Annotated in this window: 18 protein-coding genes; 1 reads left to right on the top strand and 17 read right to left on the bottom strand. The window is 73.0% G+C overall.

Annotated features, from left to right (window positions below):
* Nucleotides 1–42: 42 nt before the first annotated feature.
* From mmuM to ABZZ04_RS17560, 14 genes are all read right to left on the bottom strand, one after another.
* On the bottom strand, nucleotides 43–945 hold the full coding sequence (mmuM, locus tag ABZZ04_RS17625; protein ID WP_356933210.1) for a homocysteine S-methyltransferase: 903 nt from the start codon (nucleotides 943–945) through the stop codon (nucleotides 43–45).
* Nucleotides 946–1,287: 342 nt separating this feature from the next.
* On the bottom strand, nucleotides 1,288–2,211 hold the full coding sequence (locus ABZZ04_RS17620; RefSeq protein WP_356933111.1) for an LLM class F420-dependent oxidoreductase: 924 nt from the start codon (nucleotides 2,209–2,211) through the stop codon (nucleotides 1,288–1,290).
* A 153-nt stretch (nucleotides 2,212–2,364) separates the two neighbouring features.
* A complete protein-coding gene (locus ABZZ04_RS17615) occupies nucleotides 2,365–2,910 on the bottom strand; it encodes a DUF6099 family protein (protein ID WP_356933110.1) in 546 nt (181 codons plus the stop codon).
* 123 nt (nucleotides 2,911–3,033) lie between these two features.
* Nucleotides 3,034–3,402, bottom strand: coding sequence for a nucleotide pyrophosphohydrolase (locus ABZZ04_RS17610; protein ID WP_356933109.1), 369 nt, complete (start codon nucleotides 3,400–3,402; stop codon nucleotides 3,034–3,036).
* On the bottom strand, nucleotides 3,399–4,661 hold the full coding sequence (locus ABZZ04_RS17605) for an ATP-binding protein (RefSeq protein ID WP_356933108.1): 1,263 nt from the start codon (nucleotides 4,659–4,661) through the stop codon (nucleotides 3,399–3,401). Before ABZZ04_RS17605 ends, ABZZ04_RS17610 begins: the two co-directional genes overlap by 4 nt.
* A gap of 178 nt (nucleotides 4,662–4,839) precedes the next feature.
* On the bottom strand, nucleotides 4,840–5,241 hold the full coding sequence (gene sepF / locus ABZZ04_RS17600) for a cell division protein SepF (protein WP_148839953.1): 402 nt from the start codon (nucleotides 5,239–5,241) through the stop codon (nucleotides 4,840–4,842).
* A 104-nt stretch (nucleotides 5,242–5,345) separates the two neighbouring features.
* Nucleotides 5,346–6,620, bottom strand: a complete 1,275-nt coding sequence (locus tag ABZZ04_RS17595) for a cytochrome P450 (protein WP_356933107.1) — start codon at nucleotides 6,618–6,620, stop codon at nucleotides 5,346–5,348.
* On the bottom strand, nucleotides 6,617–7,231 hold the full coding sequence (locus ABZZ04_RS17590; RefSeq protein WP_356933106.1) for an ATP/GTP-binding protein: 615 nt from the start codon (nucleotides 7,229–7,231) through the stop codon (nucleotides 6,617–6,619). Before ABZZ04_RS17590 ends, ABZZ04_RS17595 begins: the two co-directional genes overlap by 4 nt.
* On the bottom strand, nucleotides 7,209–7,562 hold the full coding sequence (locus tag ABZZ04_RS17585; protein WP_356933105.1) for a DUF742 domain-containing protein: 354 nt from the start codon (nucleotides 7,560–7,562) through the stop codon (nucleotides 7,209–7,211). The genes ABZZ04_RS17590 and ABZZ04_RS17585 overlap by 23 nt, the downstream gene beginning before the upstream one ends.
* Nucleotides 7,559–7,984, bottom strand: coding sequence for a roadblock/LC7 domain-containing protein (locus tag ABZZ04_RS17580; RefSeq protein WP_283854521.1), 426 nt, complete (start codon nucleotides 7,982–7,984; stop codon nucleotides 7,559–7,561). The genes ABZZ04_RS17585 and ABZZ04_RS17580 overlap by 4 nt, the downstream gene beginning before the upstream one ends.
* Nucleotides 7,981–9,435 (bottom strand): ATP-binding protein, encoded by a 1,455-nt coding sequence (locus ABZZ04_RS17575; protein ID WP_356933104.1) that lies wholly within the window; start codon nucleotides 9,433–9,435, stop codon nucleotides 7,981–7,983. The genes ABZZ04_RS17580 and ABZZ04_RS17575 overlap by 4 nt, the downstream gene beginning before the upstream one ends.
* A 69-nt stretch (nucleotides 9,436–9,504) precedes the next feature.
* Nucleotides 9,505–10,506 (bottom strand): MBL fold metallo-hydrolase, encoded by a 1,002-nt coding sequence (locus ABZZ04_RS17570; RefSeq protein WP_356933103.1) that lies wholly within the window; start codon nucleotides 10,504–10,506, stop codon nucleotides 9,505–9,507.
* Between the two features lie 348 nt (nucleotides 10,507–10,854).
* Nucleotides 10,855–12,036: a Gfo/Idh/MocA family oxidoreductase gene (locus ABZZ04_RS17565; RefSeq protein WP_356933102.1), complete on the bottom strand. Its 1,182-nt coding sequence runs from the start codon at nucleotides 12,034–12,036 to the stop codon at nucleotides 10,855–10,857.
* 273 nt (nucleotides 12,037–12,309) lie between these two features.
* Nucleotides 12,310–13,110 (bottom strand): DeoR/GlpR family DNA-binding transcription regulator, encoded by an 801-nt coding sequence (locus ABZZ04_RS17560; RefSeq protein ID WP_283854517.1) that lies wholly within the window; start codon nucleotides 13,108–13,110, stop codon nucleotides 12,310–12,312.
* A gap of 184 nt (nucleotides 13,111–13,294) precedes the next feature.
* Between ABZZ04_RS17560 and ABZZ04_RS17555 the strand changes: the two genes are divergently transcribed.
* Nucleotides 13,295–14,179: a sugar isomerase gene (locus tag ABZZ04_RS17555; protein WP_356933101.1), complete on the top strand. Its 885-nt coding sequence runs from the start codon at nucleotides 13,295–13,297 to the stop codon at nucleotides 14,177–14,179.
* 63 nt (nucleotides 14,180–14,242) lie between these two features.
* On the opposite strand, the gene ABZZ04_RS17550 is transcribed toward ABZZ04_RS17555, so the two are convergent.
* The 3 genes from ABZZ04_RS17550 to ABZZ04_RS17540 all read right to left on the bottom strand — a co-directional run bounded on the left by ABZZ04_RS17550 (nucleotide 14,243) and on the right by ABZZ04_RS17540 (nucleotide 16,842).
* Nucleotides 14,243–14,812, bottom strand: coding sequence for a hypothetical protein (locus tag ABZZ04_RS17550; RefSeq protein WP_356933100.1), 570 nt, complete (start codon nucleotides 14,810–14,812; stop codon nucleotides 14,243–14,245).
* 91 nt (nucleotides 14,813–14,903) lie between these two features.
* The gene (locus ABZZ04_RS17545) at nucleotides 14,904–16,007 is read right to left on the bottom strand and encodes a P1 family peptidase (protein ID WP_356933209.1); all 1,104 of its coding nucleotides are present in this window, start codon (nucleotides 16,005–16,007) and stop codon (nucleotides 14,904–14,906) included.
* A gap of 118 nt (nucleotides 16,008–16,125) precedes the next feature.
* Nucleotides 16,126–16,842, bottom strand: a complete 717-nt coding sequence (locus ABZZ04_RS17540) for a 4'-phosphopantetheinyl transferase superfamily protein (protein ID WP_356933099.1) — start codon at nucleotides 16,840–16,842, stop codon at nucleotides 16,126–16,128.
* Between the last annotated feature and the right edge of the window lie 298 nt (nucleotides 16,843–17,140).

Raw genomic sequence — 17,140 nt, 5'->3', positions numbered from 1 at the left:
GTCCGAGTATGGTCCGGTTCACTCCTCCCCCACCAGGTAATTTCACCCGTCCGGTCGTGCCGTCGCCCCTTCTTCCGCCCGGCCCGCCACCGGCCGTCCGAGCATCCCGGCCAGCTCCGCGACGAGGTCCGGTCCGACCCGGCAGCAGCCGCCGATCAGCCGGGCACCGGCCTCCCGCCACGCGCCCGTCCGCCCGGGGTCGAAGGTGGGGGCACCGGCCCAGGCCCGTCTCCCGGCGTCCCACCGCTCCCCGCTGTTGGGGTAGACGACGACCGGCTTGCCCGCCACCTCGGCGGCCACCCGCACCGCCCGGTCCGCGTCCCGCGCGTCGCAGCAGTTCACCCCCACGGCCATCACCTGGTCCCGGCCCGCGGCCAGGGCGAAGGCCGCCTCCAGCGGCTGCCCGGCCCTGGTCAGGTCGCCCGCCACGCTGTACGAGAGCCAGACGGGCAGCCCGCACCCCTCCACCGCCCGCAGCAACGCCTCGGCCTCGTCGATGTCCGGCACCGTCTCCAGCGCCAGCACATCGGGCCCGGCGGCGGTCAGCGCCTCGATCCGGGGCCGGTGGAACCGCTCCAGCTCCCGCACGGAGAGCCCGTAGCGGCCGCGGTACTCACTGCCGTCCGCCAGCATCGCCCCGTACGGGCCGACCGAGGCGGCGACCCAGACGTCCCGCTCCACAGCGCCGGCGGCCCGCCGCGCCAGCCGCACACTGCGGGCGAACAGCTCCTCGGCCTCCGCCCGCCCGATGCCTCGCCGCCCGAACCCCTCGAAGGTCGCCTGGTACCCGGAGGTGATGAGCACCTGCGCGCCCGCCCGCACATAGGCCGCGTGCGCCGCCTCGATCTGTTCGGGCCCGTCGGCCAGCAGCCGGGCCGACCACAGGGCGTCGGACAGATCGCAGCCCTGCGCCTCCAGCTGGTTGGAGAGCCCTCCGTCCAGCAGGACCGGCCCCTGCGCGAGGGCACGTTCGAGCGTGCGGCCGGGCCGCGCACCGGCCCCCGGGGCGGGCCCGGGAAAGGGGCCGGGGACTTCGGGGACGGTCGGGCCGTCTGCTGCACTGGCGGGTCGCACGGGTGACTCCCTCGGTCCTTCACGCATCGGAACAGGAAACGGGGCGGGGCGGGGACTGGGCGGGGCAGAGGCGGGGCGGAACCGGGACCGGGCAAGGGCTGGACGGGCCGGGACCGGGCGGGGCGGAGGCCGCTCCGGCCCGCCTCCCGGCCGGCCGGCCCGGCCCGCCCGGTTTCGGCCTCCTGCTCGGGCGAACCGGGGCCGTACCTCGGCTCAGGCGAGCTGGGACTGCACCTGGGAGGCGATCAGCTCCAGGTGGTCCAGATCGTCCAGGTCCAGGACCTGGAGGTAGATCCGGGACGAGCCGATCGCGCCGTACCGGCCGATCTTGTCGACCACCTCGGCGGGCGAGCCCGCGAGCCCGTTCGCCTTCAGCTCCGCCACCTCACGGCCGATGACGGCGGCACGGCGCGCCACCTCGGCGTCGTCCTTCCCGACACAGACCACCAGGGCGTTGGAGTACACCAGGTCGTCTGCGTCGCGGCCGATCGCCCCGGCCGCCTCCCGGACCCGGCCGAACTGCTTCTCGCTGTCCTCCAGGGAGGCGAAGGGGATGTTGAACTCGTCCGCGTACCGGGCGGCGAGCCGCGGTGTGCGCGTCGCACCGTGGCCGCCGATCAGGACCGGCACCTTGGCCTGCGCCGGCTTGGGCAGCGCGGGCGAGTCGGTGAGCTGGTAGTAGGTGCCGTCGAAGCTGAACGTCTTGCCGACCTCGGTGGCCCACAGTCCGGTGATGATCTCCAGCTGCTCCTCCAGCCGGCCGAACTTCTCCTTGGGGAACGGGATGCCGTACGCCTTGTGCTCCTCCTCGAACCAGCCCGCTCCGAGGCCGAGCTCCACGCGCCCGCCGGACATCTGGTCGACCTGCGCGACCTGGATGGCGAGCACGCCGGGCAGCCGGAAGGTGCCCGCGGTCATCAGGGTGCCGAGCCGGATCCGCCTGGTCTCGCGCGCCAGCCCGGCCAGGGTGATCCATGCGTCGGTCGGGCCGGGCAGCCCGTCCCCAGGGCCCATGCGGAGATAGTGGTCGGAACGGTAGAAGGCGTCGAAGCCGAGGTCCTCGGCCGCCTTGGCGACGGTGAGCAGGGTGTCGTAGCTCGCCCCTTGCTGGGGCTCGGTGAAGATTCGAAGATCCATGCATCCATCCTGCACCTCCGGACACCGGGCCTTCCTCCTCGCCTCCCTCCCCCGCGCCGTCCCCGCCGAAGTCCGGTAGGGTCGCCGCCCCGCACCGTCGCCGCCGGAATCCGGCGCCCCGCCCCACCACCCGGGCCCCGGCGGCCCGCGCGCTCACGGCCGGCCGCGACCGGCCGCCGTCGAGCCCGCCGGGCCGCGAGCCGCACCGTACGGACCGTCCCGCTCCCTGCCGCGCTCCAGATCCTGCTGCCGCTCCCGGTCCTGCTCGTCGAGGCGGCGGAGCATCCCGTGCACCCGGTCCATGGACTCGTCGGCCGCGTCGATCGCCTCCATGCACTGCCAGTACAGGCTCTGTTCGTCGGTCTCGCAGGCCACCCCCACCAGGGCCATCCCCACCTCGCCCAGCAGCGCGCCCAGCCCCGTCAGCGTCGACCTCGGCTCGGCCAGCTCCGAGAGCTGCGCGGCCCGCGCCACCCCCGCCCGCGCCGCCGGGTGGTCCAGTGCCCCGCCGCTGCGCCCGCCGATCTCGCTGAGTCCGCGCGCCTCGGCCCGTAACGCCTTGGGGCCGTCGGCGGCCAGGCGGCTGCCGATCGCCTGGGCCAGCGCCTGGGCCTGCCAGGCCTCCGCGATGATGTCCGGCGTCCCCCTGCTCTGAGCCAGCGCACGACGACTGACCCCGACAAGCCGCTCCGCTTCCATGCGTTCCCCCGTCCGTACGAAAAGCCGTTCACCCCATCCATTACCCACAGTGAGGTCACCAGCACCGAAAAGCCAGAGGAATTCGGAAATCTGTGGACACAAAATCGATTGTGGATAAGTTGATCACTCCGAAGAGTGACGGTCGGGTGATTCGGATGTGTCCGGGAGCCCCGGCACCGGGAATCGGGCCTCGTTGCGATCGATCTTCCCGGCCAGCGCCTCCAGCGGATCGATCCCCAGCACCTCGCAGAACTGGAGCAGATACGCGAGGACGTCCGCGACCTCGTCCGCGACCCGGTGCGCCGTCCCCGGGCTCTCCATCACCCGCGTCGACTCCTCCGGCGTCAACCACTGGAAGATCTCGACCAGTTCGGACGCCTCGACGCTCAGCGCCGCCGCCAGGTTCTTCGGGGTGTGGTACCGCCCCCAGTCCCGCGCGGCCGCGAACGCGGCGAGTCGTTGCTGCAGGGCCCGTACATCAAGTTCTGTCACGGCCCCAGGTCTACCACCGACACCCCGGGGACCTCCCGGGCCCTCACCGCGCCGGACTCCGTGACCGTCCCCAGCAGCCGGAGGTGCCCGGCCCCGCCGATCGACACCGCCAGGGACAGGAGTTCGCGCAGCTGCCGTCCGTCCAGGTCCCGGTCGAGCCCGTCGGTCAGCACGGTGAGGGTCTGCACGGCCGACGGCACCTCGCCCGCGGGGTCCACCGCCTGCACCCCGGGGCCGGTGAGCAGCACCAGGGCCAGCGCGAGATACCTCAGCTCGCCGTCGCCGAGCCGCCCGATCGGCGTGGCGCGTCCCTCGCCGCGGGCGACCGTCGCGCTCAGCGACCCGTCCCCGAGCCGTTCGACGTCCAGCCCGGTCACCGGCCCCGCGCAGCCGGCGCGCACCGCCGCGACCAGCCGGGTGCGGCGCCGGGCGGAACGCGCGTGCTCCCGTTCCAGCACCGCGGCGATGTTCTCGCAGCTCCGGCGCAGCCCGTCGACGCCGGGCGGCACGGGGGCCCGCATCCGCCGCGGCTGCGGCTCGCACCGGAAGACCGACCGCAGGGCCACGACCATCTGCTCGGCCGCGGCCAGGACCTGTAACTGCCCCTCGGTCCGGCCCGCGACCCGCAGCGGCAGCAGGGCCGTCCCGAGCCGGTCGCCCGGCAGTGGCGCCCGGGTCACCGGGACCACGTCGGCGGTGTGCCAGGCCGCCTGGACCGTCGAGCGCCCCGGGTCGCGCAGCGCGGTGGTGAGCAGGGTCTCGCCGCCGCCGGTGAGCCGTTCCCCGGCGATCCGGAGGGTGGGCTCCGTCTGGACGGCGACGTCGAGCCGCACCGGGCCCGCCGGGCCGTCCGCCGTGCAGCCGATCCGGAACCCGCGCCGCCCCTGGGCGTCGGGCACGGCGCCCTCCGGCACGCAGGCGCCCGGATCCGGGAACACCGTCTCCAGCGGCTCCCCGTCGGCCAGCCGCGCCAGCGCCCCGTACGCCCGCAGCACGTTCGTCTTGCCGCTGCCGCCCGGCCCGCCGAAGAGCGTGACCGGGCGGATGGGGAAGGTCGCGCCCCGGTGCGAGGCGAAGGCGGACAGCCGTAACTCGGTGACGACCGGGCCGATCGGGCGGCTCCGCCCCGCGACGCGGCCCCGCTCGGCGGGACGGGTCCGACCGCCGGACGGTCCCGCACCGGCGGCCGCCGGTGCGGGAGCGGGCTCGGACAGGTCGGCGGGGGACGGCGGGATGGCATCCGGGCGGAGAGCAGTCATGGGCGGACCGTACGCAGGGCACGAACTGCCGAACCGTTCCGCCTGAACGACCTTCCTACGATCGGGCTACGCGGTGAACCGCCGTGCCCCGCCGGGCCGGGACGTATGGTCCGCGCGGGTCGTGCGTCCAGGCCCGGCGGCCACGCCGCCCGTGCCCCGGCGGGGCCCGCGGGGCCTGCTACGAACCGGGGATTCCCGCCGCTGCCGCGACCCCCTCGACCTCCATGCCGACCGGCGACAGCAGGAAGACGTTCCGGTCCACCCGGTGCATGCCACTCTCCAGGCCGAAGACGACCCCGCTGGTGAAGTCCAGGATCCGCTTGGCCACGTCCGTCTCGGCGCTGGTCAGGTCGAGCAGCACCGGAATCTGCGCGACCAGGTACTCGGCCACCTCCCGGGCGTCCGCGAAGACCTGTACCCGCAGTACGACGAGTCGTCGCTGTTCGCTCGCCGCGCTCTCCTCGGGGACCGTGCGATGGTCCACCCTGGACGGCCACTCGTTGCGGCTGCGCAGAGGCACGACCTGGGCAAGCCCCTCCCACTGCTCGTCCGTGACGTCGTACCTGTCGTACCTGCTCACCGGACCACCCCGTCTGTGCTTCGGTCCGCGTTGCGCCCGCTGCGCTCGCTGTTCATCGTGCAATTCTCTCGCCACTCACCCGTTCGGCGTACCACCGACACGGCTCACCGGCCGATCGACACCGCCGGGGGCTCCTCGGGCCCGTGCCCGGTGGGCCGGTGCCGGTCGGTTTCCGCGGTCATGTCGACGGGGGTGAACCGTACCGGAAGCCGGACCAGCGCACGGTGGAAGGGTCCCGGACGCCACTTCAGCGCACTGACCGGAACCGCCAGTTCCGCGTCGCACAGCTGGCTGGTGAGCTGTTCGATCGCGGTCATGGCGATGAGCAGCGCCGGTTGTTTCGCCGGGCAGCGGTGCGGGCCCGCGGACCAGGCCAGGTGGGCGCTGGAGCCGGAACGCGGCACGGGATTCACGAGGTCGGGCGCGGACTGGGCGTTGGCCGCGGCGTAGGAGACCAGGATCAGCTGCCCCGCGCGCAGCCGTACGCCGTGGAACTCCGTGTCGTGCCGGGGGTAGTGGGCCGCCAGGTTGGCCAGGGGCGGGTCCTGCCAGAGGACCTCGTCGATCGCCTCGTACGCCGTCTTCGCGCCGCCGTGCAGCGAGCCGGCGTAGCGGGTGTCGGTGAGCATGTGCAGCAGCGCGTTGCCGATCAGATTGGTCGTCGGGTCGTGGCCCGCGCTCATGATCAGGGTGATCTGACGCACGGTCTCGTCGTTGTCGAGACCGGCCGGATGGCCGAGGAGGTACGAGGTGAGGTCGCGGCGCGGGCGGGCGCGCCGGTCGGCGACCAGGGCGGTGACGACCTCGACCAGGTCGGCGTAGGCAGCGGCGGCGTCCTCGGCGGAGTTGAACATTCCGGCGGCGGCCTCGACGACGCGTTCGCTGTCCTCCGGGGCTGCGCCGAACCAGGTGACGAAGACGTGCACGGGGAGGCGCCGGGCGTACTGGGCGATGAGGTCGCCGCTCCCGTCGGCGGCGAATTCGCCGATGAGCCGCTTCGCGACCCGGGTGACCTCGGCCCGCAGGACGTGCGGTTCGATCAGGGCGAGGCCGTCGTTGATGGCGGCGCGGTAGCGGGCGTGCACCTCGCCGTCGCTGAAGAGCGCGGTGGGCCGGTGGCCGAGTACGGGCAGGACCGGCGAGTCCTCGGGAACGGTGGCCTGCCAGGCGCGCGGGTCCTTGGTGAAGGTGTGGGTGTCGCGCAGCAGGTCGACGGCCGCCTGGTAGTCGGTGACCAGCAGGGCGTCGATGCCGGGGGCGATCCGGACCGGGGCGAGGGGGCCGTGCTCGCGCAGGCGCAGATAGTGGCTCTGCGGGTCGGCGGCGAAGTCCGGGCCGTACAGCGCGAGGGGCTGCGGAGGCTGTGCGTACGGTGTCATGACGGGTCCTCGGGCCGGGGCATCCGGGTCAGCACGTGTTCGGCCAGGGCGATCAGCGCGTCGATGCTGCCGCGGCGTTCGCGGGCGTCGCACTGCACCAGCGGGGTCTCGGGCGCGAGGTCGAGGTGTCCCCGCAGGACCTCGTCGGGGTGGACGGGCGCGTCCGGGAAGCGGTTGACGGCGACCGCGTACGGCAGCCCCTGCTCCTCGACCATGTCCATGACCGCGAAGGAGTCGGCGAGCCTGCGGGTGTCGACCAGGACGAGGGCGCCGAGCGCACCGCGCGCGATGTCCTCCCAGAGCGGGAGGAACCGCTGCTGGCCCGGGGTGCCGAACATGTAGAGCACCAGGTCGTCCAGGACGGTGAGCCGGCCGAAATCGATCGCGACCGTGGTCGTGGTCTTGTCCGGCAGTCCCGCGGTGTCGTCGAGCCGGGTGCTGGACTGGGTCATCGCCTCTTCGGTGTGGAGTGTGGCGATCTCCGACAGCGTACGGATCAGGGTGGTCTTGCCCACGCCGAACGGCCCCGTGACGACGAGCTTCATCAGGGTCCTGGCGGCGGGCGGCAGATAGCCGACGCCGGTGCGTTCAGTGGAGGGAGCGGAGTCCAACGAGCAGCCTCTCGACGAGCGACCGGTCGATCTCCCCGGCGCTGGGGATGGGCGGTCGGGTGTGCAGATGTCCGGCGGCGGCGAGGTCCGCGGCCAGGAAGACCGTGGCGCTGACCGGCAGGTCCAGATGGGCCGCGCATTCGACGACGGTGAGCGCCCCCGGTTCGAGCAGCTCGCACAGCCTGCGCTGTTCCGAACCGAGGTCCGGGGGCAGGTCGGTGCCGGTGCGCACGAGCACGTCGAGCCGGTCGAGCGCGGGACCGGCGGGCCTGGTCCGGCCGCCGGTGACCAGATAGGCGGGGATCAGACGGCGCCCCGGTCCGGCGTTCATGGCCGGGCGGTGGTGTCCGGCTTGCGGGCGGGTGCGTTCATCGCCCGGGTGAGGGCGGTGACCTGCACCTGCATCTGGTAGGCGATGTCGCCGAGCTTGGCCCCCGGTTCCGCGAACAGGGCGAGCGTGGTGTTGTTCCCGGCCGGTACGACGATGGCGAAGCCCAGGTCGGACTCGACGACCGTCTGGGCCAGGCGCGGCGCCTCGGCGTCGGTGAAGGCCGTGGTGAACGCGCGGGCCGCGGCGTGCAGCGTGGCGGTCATGGCGGCGACCCGCTCGCCGGAGGCGCGGTCCAGGCCGGGCGAGGCGCCCTCGACGAGTCCGTCACCGGTGGCGACCACCGCGTGCTGGACACCGGGCAGTTCCAGCAGTGGGGTCAGCACCCATGCGAGGTCACCGGTGGTGGGGGTGGGAGCGCTCACGGCTTGTCGTCTCCTTGGTCGTTCTGGCGGTCGTGGTCGTCCTGGTGGTCGTGGTCCGGAGCCGGTGCGGATGACCGGTCCGCGAGGCTCCTGCCGTTGAGGGTGCCCTGCTGGAGCGCCGCCCAGGAGGCCCCGGCCTGCTCGGGCGTACGGAGCGCCTGTTCGCGGTCCTGTCCGGCGGGGGGCTCGGGCCGGGCCGGGGCCGGGCGCGGGGTGCGCCGACGGCGGCTGGGCAGTCCGGTGGCGGGCCCGGCGGCGGGTTGCGACACGGGTACGGGCTCCTGCTCGGCCGGTACGGGAACGACGGGGGCGGTGGAAACGGCGGGAACGGCCGGGGCGGCGGGTGCGGGTACGGGTACGGCTGCGGGTGCGGGTGCGGCGGGAACGGCCGGTTCCTGCGCGCGCACCGGTTCGGGGGCGAGGATGGAGAGGGTGCGGTCGTTCTCCAGCACGGTCAGCAGGTGGGCGGGGACGCGCAGCATCGTGCGCATCCCGCCGAACGGCGAAGCCTCGATGTGGCAGTCGAAGCCGTACTGCGCCACCAGCCGGCCGACGACGGCGAAGCCGGTCTGCGGCGGGTCGCCCAGCTCGGTCAGGAGGACCTCGTCCGGCCCGGCCAGCAGGGTTCGCGCCCGGTCGAGCGCGTCGTCGTCCATGCCGATGCCCGCGTCGTCGACCACCAGGAAGGCGCCCCGGCCGCCGCTCTGCTGGAGGGTGACCTGGACGTCGGTGTCGGGGTGCGAGTAGGCGGTGGCGTTGGCCAGGAGTTCCGCCAGCGCGATGGCCAGGGGTTCGGCGGCGCGGGCGACCAGGGCGAGCCGTTCGTCGCGCAGGTGGTTGGCGACCTTCACGCGTTCGTAGCCGGCGACCCGCGACTGGGCTCCGAGGACGATCTCGACGAGCGGCGAGTTCTGGCGGGCGAGGCCCGGCCAGGCGCCGCAGAGCACGGCGGTGGTCTGGGTGCGCCGCAGGGCCAGTTCGTTGCGGAAGTCCAGTTGCAGGATGCGCGGGTCGTCGTACTCGTGCTGGAGCTCGTGCAGCAGTCGCTGGGACTGGTTGAGCAGGGACTGGATCTTGGCGGAGGTGCCGCGCATCGCCGCGCGGGCGGCGGCGTCGACGCGTCCGCGCTCCTCCAGGACGGCCGCGCGGGCCGCCTGCACCGACTCGGCGAGCAACCGGGCCGCCTCGCCGTCGATCTCGGCCGCCTCCCGCAGTCCGGGGACCTGTGCGGTGGGGTGGGAGAGCGCGATCGCGACGGCGGGTATCCGCTTGCGGGCCAGTTGGCGGATCTCCTCGGTGAGGGCCGCGGTGCGGGCCTCGGCCGCCTTGGCCTGGCGCTCGGCCACCTCGACCCGGCCCAGGGCCGTGTACTCGGCGCGGGCCGCGCCCTGCGCCCGGACCATCGCCGCCACGGCAGCGGCGACGGCGATCACCGCCACTATCCATCCCATGCCGTCACCGCATTCCTGTCGTCGGATCGGTCGTCCGGCCCGAGCGACGGCCGAAGGTCCGCCTGCTGCCTACTGTCGCGCCGGGTCCGCCTGCCGCGGGGCCCGCTCCGTCTCCCGGGCCACCACGGCGACATCGGTCATCACTTCGAGCACGCCGGGCAGTTCGGAACCGTCCAGATGCCGGTACTCGCTGCCGACGGTCACCACGAGCCGCTCGGGAAGGCCGAGTTCCGGGTGGCGGCCCTCGCCGATGATCCGGCGGGCCGCCTCGACGGAGGGGACGCCCGCGGCGTGGAAGGCGTGGGCGCGCTCGCGCACGTACTCCAGGTACACGATGTGGTCGCGCACCCCGGCCCGGTCGAGGATCGGGCCGTGTCCGGGGACTATGGTCGCGGCGCCGGTGGCCAGCACCTGTTCGCAGGCCGAGATCACGTTGTCGATCGGGCCCGCCCAGTGCACCGGGTGGTCGCCGGGCCGCTCCGGGGTGGACGAGAAGATGACGTCGCCGCTGAACACGGTGTCCTGCACCGGCAGGTGGACGATCAGGTCACCGGCGGTGTGCGCGGGCGGCAGCGAGGAGATCCGGACGGGGTAGTCGCCCAGGGTCAGTTCGAGCTCCCCGGTGAAGTACGTGGTCGGCACGACCGGTTCGGTGCCCGACCAGTCGAAGACGCCGAAGTGGCGCGCGAGGTAGTCCCCGAGCGGTGTGGTCCGGTCGCCCGCGGTGACGAGGGCGTGCTGCTGCTTGGGCGTGGGGTCGTAGTGGATGTGCTCCCGGGCCTCGCGGGTCACGATGATCTCCGCGTCCGGGAGCACCCCCGCGCCCCAGAAGTGGTCGCCGTTCGCATGGGTGACGATCACCCGGTCGACGTGGACGCCCTCGGGCAGCCGCTTCGTGGACTCGGCCAGGAACCGGCCGGCCAGCACGGGGTCGTACGGGGTGTCGATCCAGAGCGCGCCGCGGGGCGAGACGAGGAGACCGCAGTTCGCCAGCCCCCAGCCCCGTTTCGGCGGAAGCCACGCGTACAGGCCCTGCCCGAGGTCAACGACGTCCCCACCCGTGATCGACATGGACGCGATTATGCCGACCCCGATCCGGCCACGCGTTCGAACTCGGCCACTGACCTATCCCGTTGGCGTGAAATCATCCTTCATTTCGCTCATCGGCAGGGTGGCGGTAACCCTGCGGAATCGGCACCCCGCATCCCTACATGCCATATTTCAGTCAATTCATGCCAATTCACCTGGCGATGTCACGCGCCGAGACGGGCATCCCTCACGGAGCCACCAAACCGGAACAAGCCGATTACCCACCGAGCATGGCTGAAAACAGCTGTCCGAAGATCTTCGTGGCGGCACCGGAGGGAGCCGGTCCGGAGGCCCCGTACGGGCCGGTGCGCCGCCGGACCGGCGCGGGCGCTACGCGGACCGGCGGACCTGGCCGCCCTCGAAGTAGGCGACCAGTTCCGGGTCGAGGGCGGGCACCTCGTACGGCACGCCGCCCTCGCGCAGGGAGCGGGTCGCGAGCACACCGGCCGCGACGCTCATCCGGGCGGCGACCGGCGAGGTGTCGGTGACGCCGCCCTCGCGCACGAACCGGCAGAACTCCCGCATGATCCGGGTGTCCCCGCCCCCGTGCGAACCGCCCGCGTCCGGCACCCGGTAGGTGATGTCGGCGTCGCGGCGGTATCCGCTGGGGCCGGAGTTCCAGACCCTGACCTCGTCGCCGGGGCCGTCGCCGAAGTTCTCCAGCCGGCCCTCGGTGCCGATGACCGTGTAGTTGCGCCAGTAGTCGGGGGTGAAGTGGCACTGCTGGTAGGCGGCCACGACGCCGTTGTCGAGCTGCATGTTCATCACGGAGACGTCCTCGACGTCCACGATGTGGTGCAGGTCCTTGCGGGCCGTCGGCGGCCAGTCGAACTCGCGCAGCCAGTTCTCCGGGCGCGGGGTGTCCGGCTCGCGGCGCGGCAGGTCGCCGTAGACGAGGAGGTCGCCGAGCGCGTTGACGCGGCGGGTGTAGCCGCCGGCCAGCCAGTGCAGGACGTCGATGTCGTGGGCGGCCTTCTGGAGCAGCAGGCCGGTGGTGCGGGTCCGGTCGGCGTGCCAGTCCTTGAAGTAGTAGTCGCCGCCGTAGCCGACGAAGTGGCGCACCCAGACCGTCCGGGGCTCGCCGATGTCGCCGCGGGCGATGATGTCGCGCATCAGCCGCACCACGCCCATGTGGCGCATGTTGTGTCCGACGTACAGCCCGGTCCCGGTCTCGTACGCGGCACGCAGGATGTTGTCGCAGCTCTCGACGGTGATGCCGAGCGGCTTCTCGACGAAGACCGGCTTGCCGGCCCGCAACGCGTCGACGGCGATGGCCTCGTGGGTGTCGTCGGGGGTGGCGACGACGATCGCGTCGAGGTCGTCGCGGTCGAGGAGCAGCCGGTAGTCCTCGACCGCGACGTCGGTGCCGAACCGCTCGGCCTCGCGCCGCCGCACCTCGGGGTCGAGGTCGCAGACGGCGGTGATCGCCGACCCCTGTCCGGGGTGGTGGGCGGAGGTCGCGATGGTACGGCGCAGGCCGAGCCCGATGACGCCGAGTCGCAGGTCTGACACGGTGGTCCCTTCTCTGTCTGTACTGGTGGTGCATGGTCCGCGCCGTGGGGCGGACAGGTCCGTACGGGACGGGTTCATAGTTCACGACAGCGCACACCGGTGGCAAGAGTTGCTCATTTCATGGACTTATCAAACATGAATGGGCATCGATGTGCCGTTCAGTACGCACGACGCACACAGCGCGGTCCATGTCGCACGGACCTCGCGCGGAAAGGACGGCGGGCGGGCACCCCGGAGCCCGGGGTGCCCGCCCGCCGCGGGGCCGCCGTCGCGTCAGACCGCGACGACCGTGACCCCGGCCTCCGTGAAGCGGGCGGCCGCCTCGGGCGCGATGCCCTTGTCGGTGACCAGGAAGTCGACCTGCCCCAGATCACAGACCCGGGCGAAGGCCCGCTTGCCGATCTTCGAGGAGTCGGCGGCCACGACCACCCGTTGCGCCTGCTGGGCGAGCAGCCGGTTGATGCTGGCCTCGCCCTCGTGGTGGACGTACGCGCCGCGCTCGGTGTCGATCGCGTTGACCCCCAGCACGGCGACGTCCAGGGTGATCTCGCCCAGCACTCCGCTGGCCAGCGGTCCCGTCAGCTCGTACGACTGCGGCCTGGCCACCCCGCCGGTCACCACGATCTTGATCTGCGGGCGGATGACCAGCTCGTTGGCGATGTTGAGCGCGTTGGTGACGACGGTCAGCGTCGGCTGGCCGCCCGCCCCCATGGCACCCTCGCCCACGATGTCGGAGCGCATCGCCAGCGAACGGGCCACCTCGGTCAGCGTCGTGCCGCCGGTCAGCCCCACCACCTCGCCGACCGCCACCAGTTCGGAGACCGCGCGGCCGATGGCCTGCTTCTCCGGGGCGTGGCGGCCGGTCTTGTAGCGCAGGGCGAGCTCGTAGCTGACGCCGTGCGCCACCGCGCCGCCGCGGGTACGGGTGAGCAGCTGCTGCTCGGCGAGCTGGTCCAGGTCCCGGCGGATGGTCGCGGCCGAGACGTCCAGCGTGGCGGCCGCGTCCTCGACCTCCACCCGGCCGTTCTTGCCGACGAGTTCCAGCAGCGCGTTCCACCGGGCATCCCTGGACAAGAGAACTCTCCTCACCGGCCCGGCCTTCGGGCACCCATCCCCTTGGATACGGTCGCCGGACACGCGCAAGCGTCGCACAAGGCCCCGCCCAGTCAAGCATCCTGCAAACTGTTTGCTTGAAGATGTTCATACAGCGCGTGTAACGTGCGCAAACGAGCATCCACTACGAGTACGGAGTGCAGACGTGTCTTTTGTCGAGACCGAGACCGCCAGTCAGCCGAAGTGCTGGCGCCGTGCCGCCGAGCTGGCCCGGACCGACACGGGCGCGCTGCCCGCCACCGGCGAGCGCATCGCGGTCGTCGGCTGCGGCACCTCGTTCTACATGGCCCAGGCGTACGCCGCGCTCCGCGAGGGCTCCGGGCAGGGCGAGTCCGACGCCTTCGCCGCCTCGGAGTTCCCGTTCGGCCGCGACTACGACCGGGTCGTCGCCCTCACGCGTTCGGGGACCACGACCGAGGTGCTGGAACTGCTCGGCCGGCTCCGCGGCACCACCCGCACGGTGGCCATCACCGCCGACCCGGACACCCCGGTCATGGCGGCCGCCGACGACGTCGTCGTGCTCGACTTCGCCGACGAGCGGTCCGTCGTGCAGACCCGGTTCGCCACCACGCTGCTGACCCTGCTCCGCGCCCACCTCGGCCTGCACACCGACGACGTGGTCCGCGACGCGGAGACCGCGCTGGCCGAGCCGCTGCCCGAGGGGCTGCTGGAGTGCACCCAGTTCAGTTTCCTCGGCCGCGGCTGGACGGCGGGGCTCGCCAACGAGGCGGCGCTCAAGATGAAGGAGGCGTCGCTGTCCTGGACGGAGTCGTACCCCGCGATGGAGTACCGCCACGGTCCGATCAGCATCGCCACCACCGGCACCGCGACCTGGATGTTCGGCACCGCCCCCGAGGGGCTCGCCGAACAGGTGCGGGCGACCGGCGCCCTGTGGGTGGAGAGCGGCCTGGACCCGCTGGCCGAGCTGGTGCGCGTCCAGCGCCTGGCGATCGCCCGCGCCGCCGCCCGCGGTCTGGACCCGGACAGCCCGCGTCACCTGACCCGCTCGGTGGTGCTCACCGAGTCCTGACCCCCACGGCTCCGATGCTCCCGGAGGGACCGGTCGCCCGGTCCCTCCGGACGCGCGTCGGGCTCAGGACTCCTCGAAGTAGGCGTCCAGGACCTCGTCGAGTTCCGCCGCCCACTTCTTCAGGTCGCCCCTGGCCGGTGCCTCGACCTCGGCGTTGAACCACCGCCGGGTCGACATGTGCACCGTGACGGTGAACCGGCGGCCGAACCGGGGAGTCTTCACCTCGACGGCGCCGATCTCGTCCCACCGGAAGTCGGCCTCCTGGTCGTCCAGGCGGAACCGGACGCCGGTGCGGTCCACGGTGATCGACCCGCGTCGGTCGCTCACCTCGAAGGCCGGGCCGTCCGCCTTCTCCCCTTCCTCCGGCGCCGGTTCGGTGTCGGCCCCGGATTCGGCCTCCGCGACGGGACCGGCGTCGGCGTCGGTCTCCGGGTCCTTCCGTTCCGGGCCGGTCCTTTCCGGCTCCGCCACCGGTTCCTTCTCCGGGGCCTTCTCCGGGGCCTTCTCCGGAGCCGTTTCCTGGCTCGTGTCCGGCTTCACGGCGGTGGCGGGGGTCGTGAGACCAGGGATGTACGCCGGGTCTGTCCCTGCGGCGTACCCGGGCTGAGTGTTCGGATCTATGCGCTGCTCCACGGCGGGCAGTATGGCCGACGAACCTGTACGGAGCCAGCGCCCCTGCCGTACGGGGGGCCGCCGCACCCTCCTCCGGGCCCGTACGACCGGGTCAGCGGCCGTGCTCCGCCAGAAGTTCGGCGGTCCGGTCCAGCGGAAGCGCCGGGACGTGATGCCCGGCCCGGCCGGTCATCGCGTGGGCCCCGGTGAGCACGTTGAGCACCGCCTCCTCCACCGACTCGACCACCGCCTCGTAGAAGGGGTCCATCCGGCCCCAGGGCACGAAGCGCATCGACTCGTACGGCGCGCTGCCGTCGTTCTTGGGGAACGTACTGGTCAACGCGGACGGGTTGGCCGTGGAGAAGGCCAGGAAGAGGTCGCCGGAGAAATGGCTGCCGGTGGTGCCGGTACGGGCCAGGCCCAGCGTCACCCGGCGGGCCAGCGCCTTGCACTGTCCGGGCAGCAGCGGGGCGTCGGTGGCCACCACGACGATCACCGAACCCGCCCCGGGCGGCACCGGGCGTTCCCCGCCGGGCTCCGCGACGGGCGGCTCCGCCACCGTTGCGGACAGTTCGCGCCCCACCGGCACGCCGGCCACGACCAGTTCGCGCCGCGCGCCGAAATTGGCCTGGACGAAGGCACCGACGGTGTACCGGTCCTCGCCGTACCGCACCACCCGCGAGGCGGTGCCCGAGCCGCCCTTGTAGCCGTAGCAGCGCATGCCCGTGCCGCCGCCGACGCATCCCTCCTCGACCGGGCCGGAGGCCGCCGCCCCGATCGCCTCCGCCGCGTGGTCGGGCCGCACGGCCGCGCCGTGGATGTCGTTGAGGTGGCCGTCCCAGGTCTCCGTGACCACCGGCAGCAGCCATTCCGGCGCCATGCCGCCGCAGTTGGCGCGCACCCACTCCACGACGCCCCGGTGCACGGGGCCGACCGCGTACGTGTTGGTGATGACCACCGGCACGGCGAGCGAGCCGCTCTCCTCGATCCAGGCGGTGCCGGTCATCTCGCCGTTGCCGTTGAACGAGTGCCAGCCGGCCGCGCAGGGCGTGCCCACGCCGTCCCGGCCGCGCGGCAGGAGCGCGGTCACCCCCGTACGCACGTCGTCGCCCTCGACGAGGGTGACGTACCCGACCTCGACGCCCGGCACATCCGTGATCGCGTTCCACGCACCGGGCTCGCCCTGCAGCGGGATGCCCGCCTCGCGTGCGCGCATGCGGCCCTCGCCGCGGTGATCTGCGTTCATGCGGTGAGAGGTTACGGGAACGGGGCGCGCCCGACGAGAGGGCCCGAGGGCCCTCCCGGGCTCCCCGTCGGGCGGCCGGCGGCGGCTCTCAGGCCTGCTTCTCCACGACGATCGCGGTCACCAGCAGTCCGTCCGCGACCAGCCACCGGCCGTGGAACCCCGACGGGTCCTCCGCGGGCCCGGCCGGCGGCTCCGGGACCGCGCCGAAGGGCGCCCGGGGGTTCGCGGCGCTTCCCGCCGTCGCCCGGGAGGCCAGGATCTCGGCGGTGAAGCTGCCGTCCGGGTGGAGCACGATGTCGGCCTCCTCGAAGCCCAGCCAGCGGTGGGTCAGCGGGAACCACGCTTTGTAGACGCTCTCCTTCGCGCTGAACAGCAGCCGGTCCCAGTGGATGTCCGGGTTCCGCCGGCGCAGCTCGTGCTCGCGCTCCTGTTCCGTCGTCAGCGCGATGTTCTCGTGCACGTCGTCGGGGAGCGGCGCGTTGTGCTCGGCGTCGATGCCGATGGTGAGCACGTCCGCCTCGCGCGCCACGACGGCGGCGCGGTAGCCCACGCAGTGGGTCATGCTGCCGACCGTGCCCTGCGGCCAGACCGGGGCGCCGCGTTCGCCCTTGAGGATGGGGACGGGTGCGATGCCCAGCTCCCCGAGCGCGCGGCGCGCGCAGTGACGCGTCGTGGTGAACTCCAGTCTCCGCTTCTCCACGTAGCGGTGGACCAGTGCCTCCTCGGCCGGCATCAGCACGGCGTCGGGCAGGTCGGAGAACACCTCTGCCGCCACCGCCCCCGACGGCAGAATCTTCTCGATCACGATCTCCCCTTGCCTGCTGACTGCCCACACCCCGTACCGGTCCCGGAGCCGGTCCGTCCGGGTGCCGGACGGCCGGTGCACGGGACGCCCGCCGATGTTCCCCGGCCGCGCCCGGCGCGGTCGGGTGCCGTCGGACCCGGTGTGCACGACGGTATCTCGTGTTCCGTGCCGTCACGCACGAAGGGGGGTGCCGCGCGGACTGCCGCCGGGCCCGGATCTACACACAGGACGGCCGGCTGGCGATCACCGTCATCCAGGAGGGCGTGGTCCGCGTCCCCCGGGTCTGACCCGGCTCCGT

The organism is Streptomyces sp. NPDC006435 (genome assembly GCF_040612315.1).
GTDB lineage: Bacteria > Actinomycetota > Actinomycetes > Streptomycetales > Streptomycetaceae > Streptomyces.
Note: the sequence above shows the minus strand (reverse complement) of the source record. Positions and strands in the feature narration are given on the sequence as shown.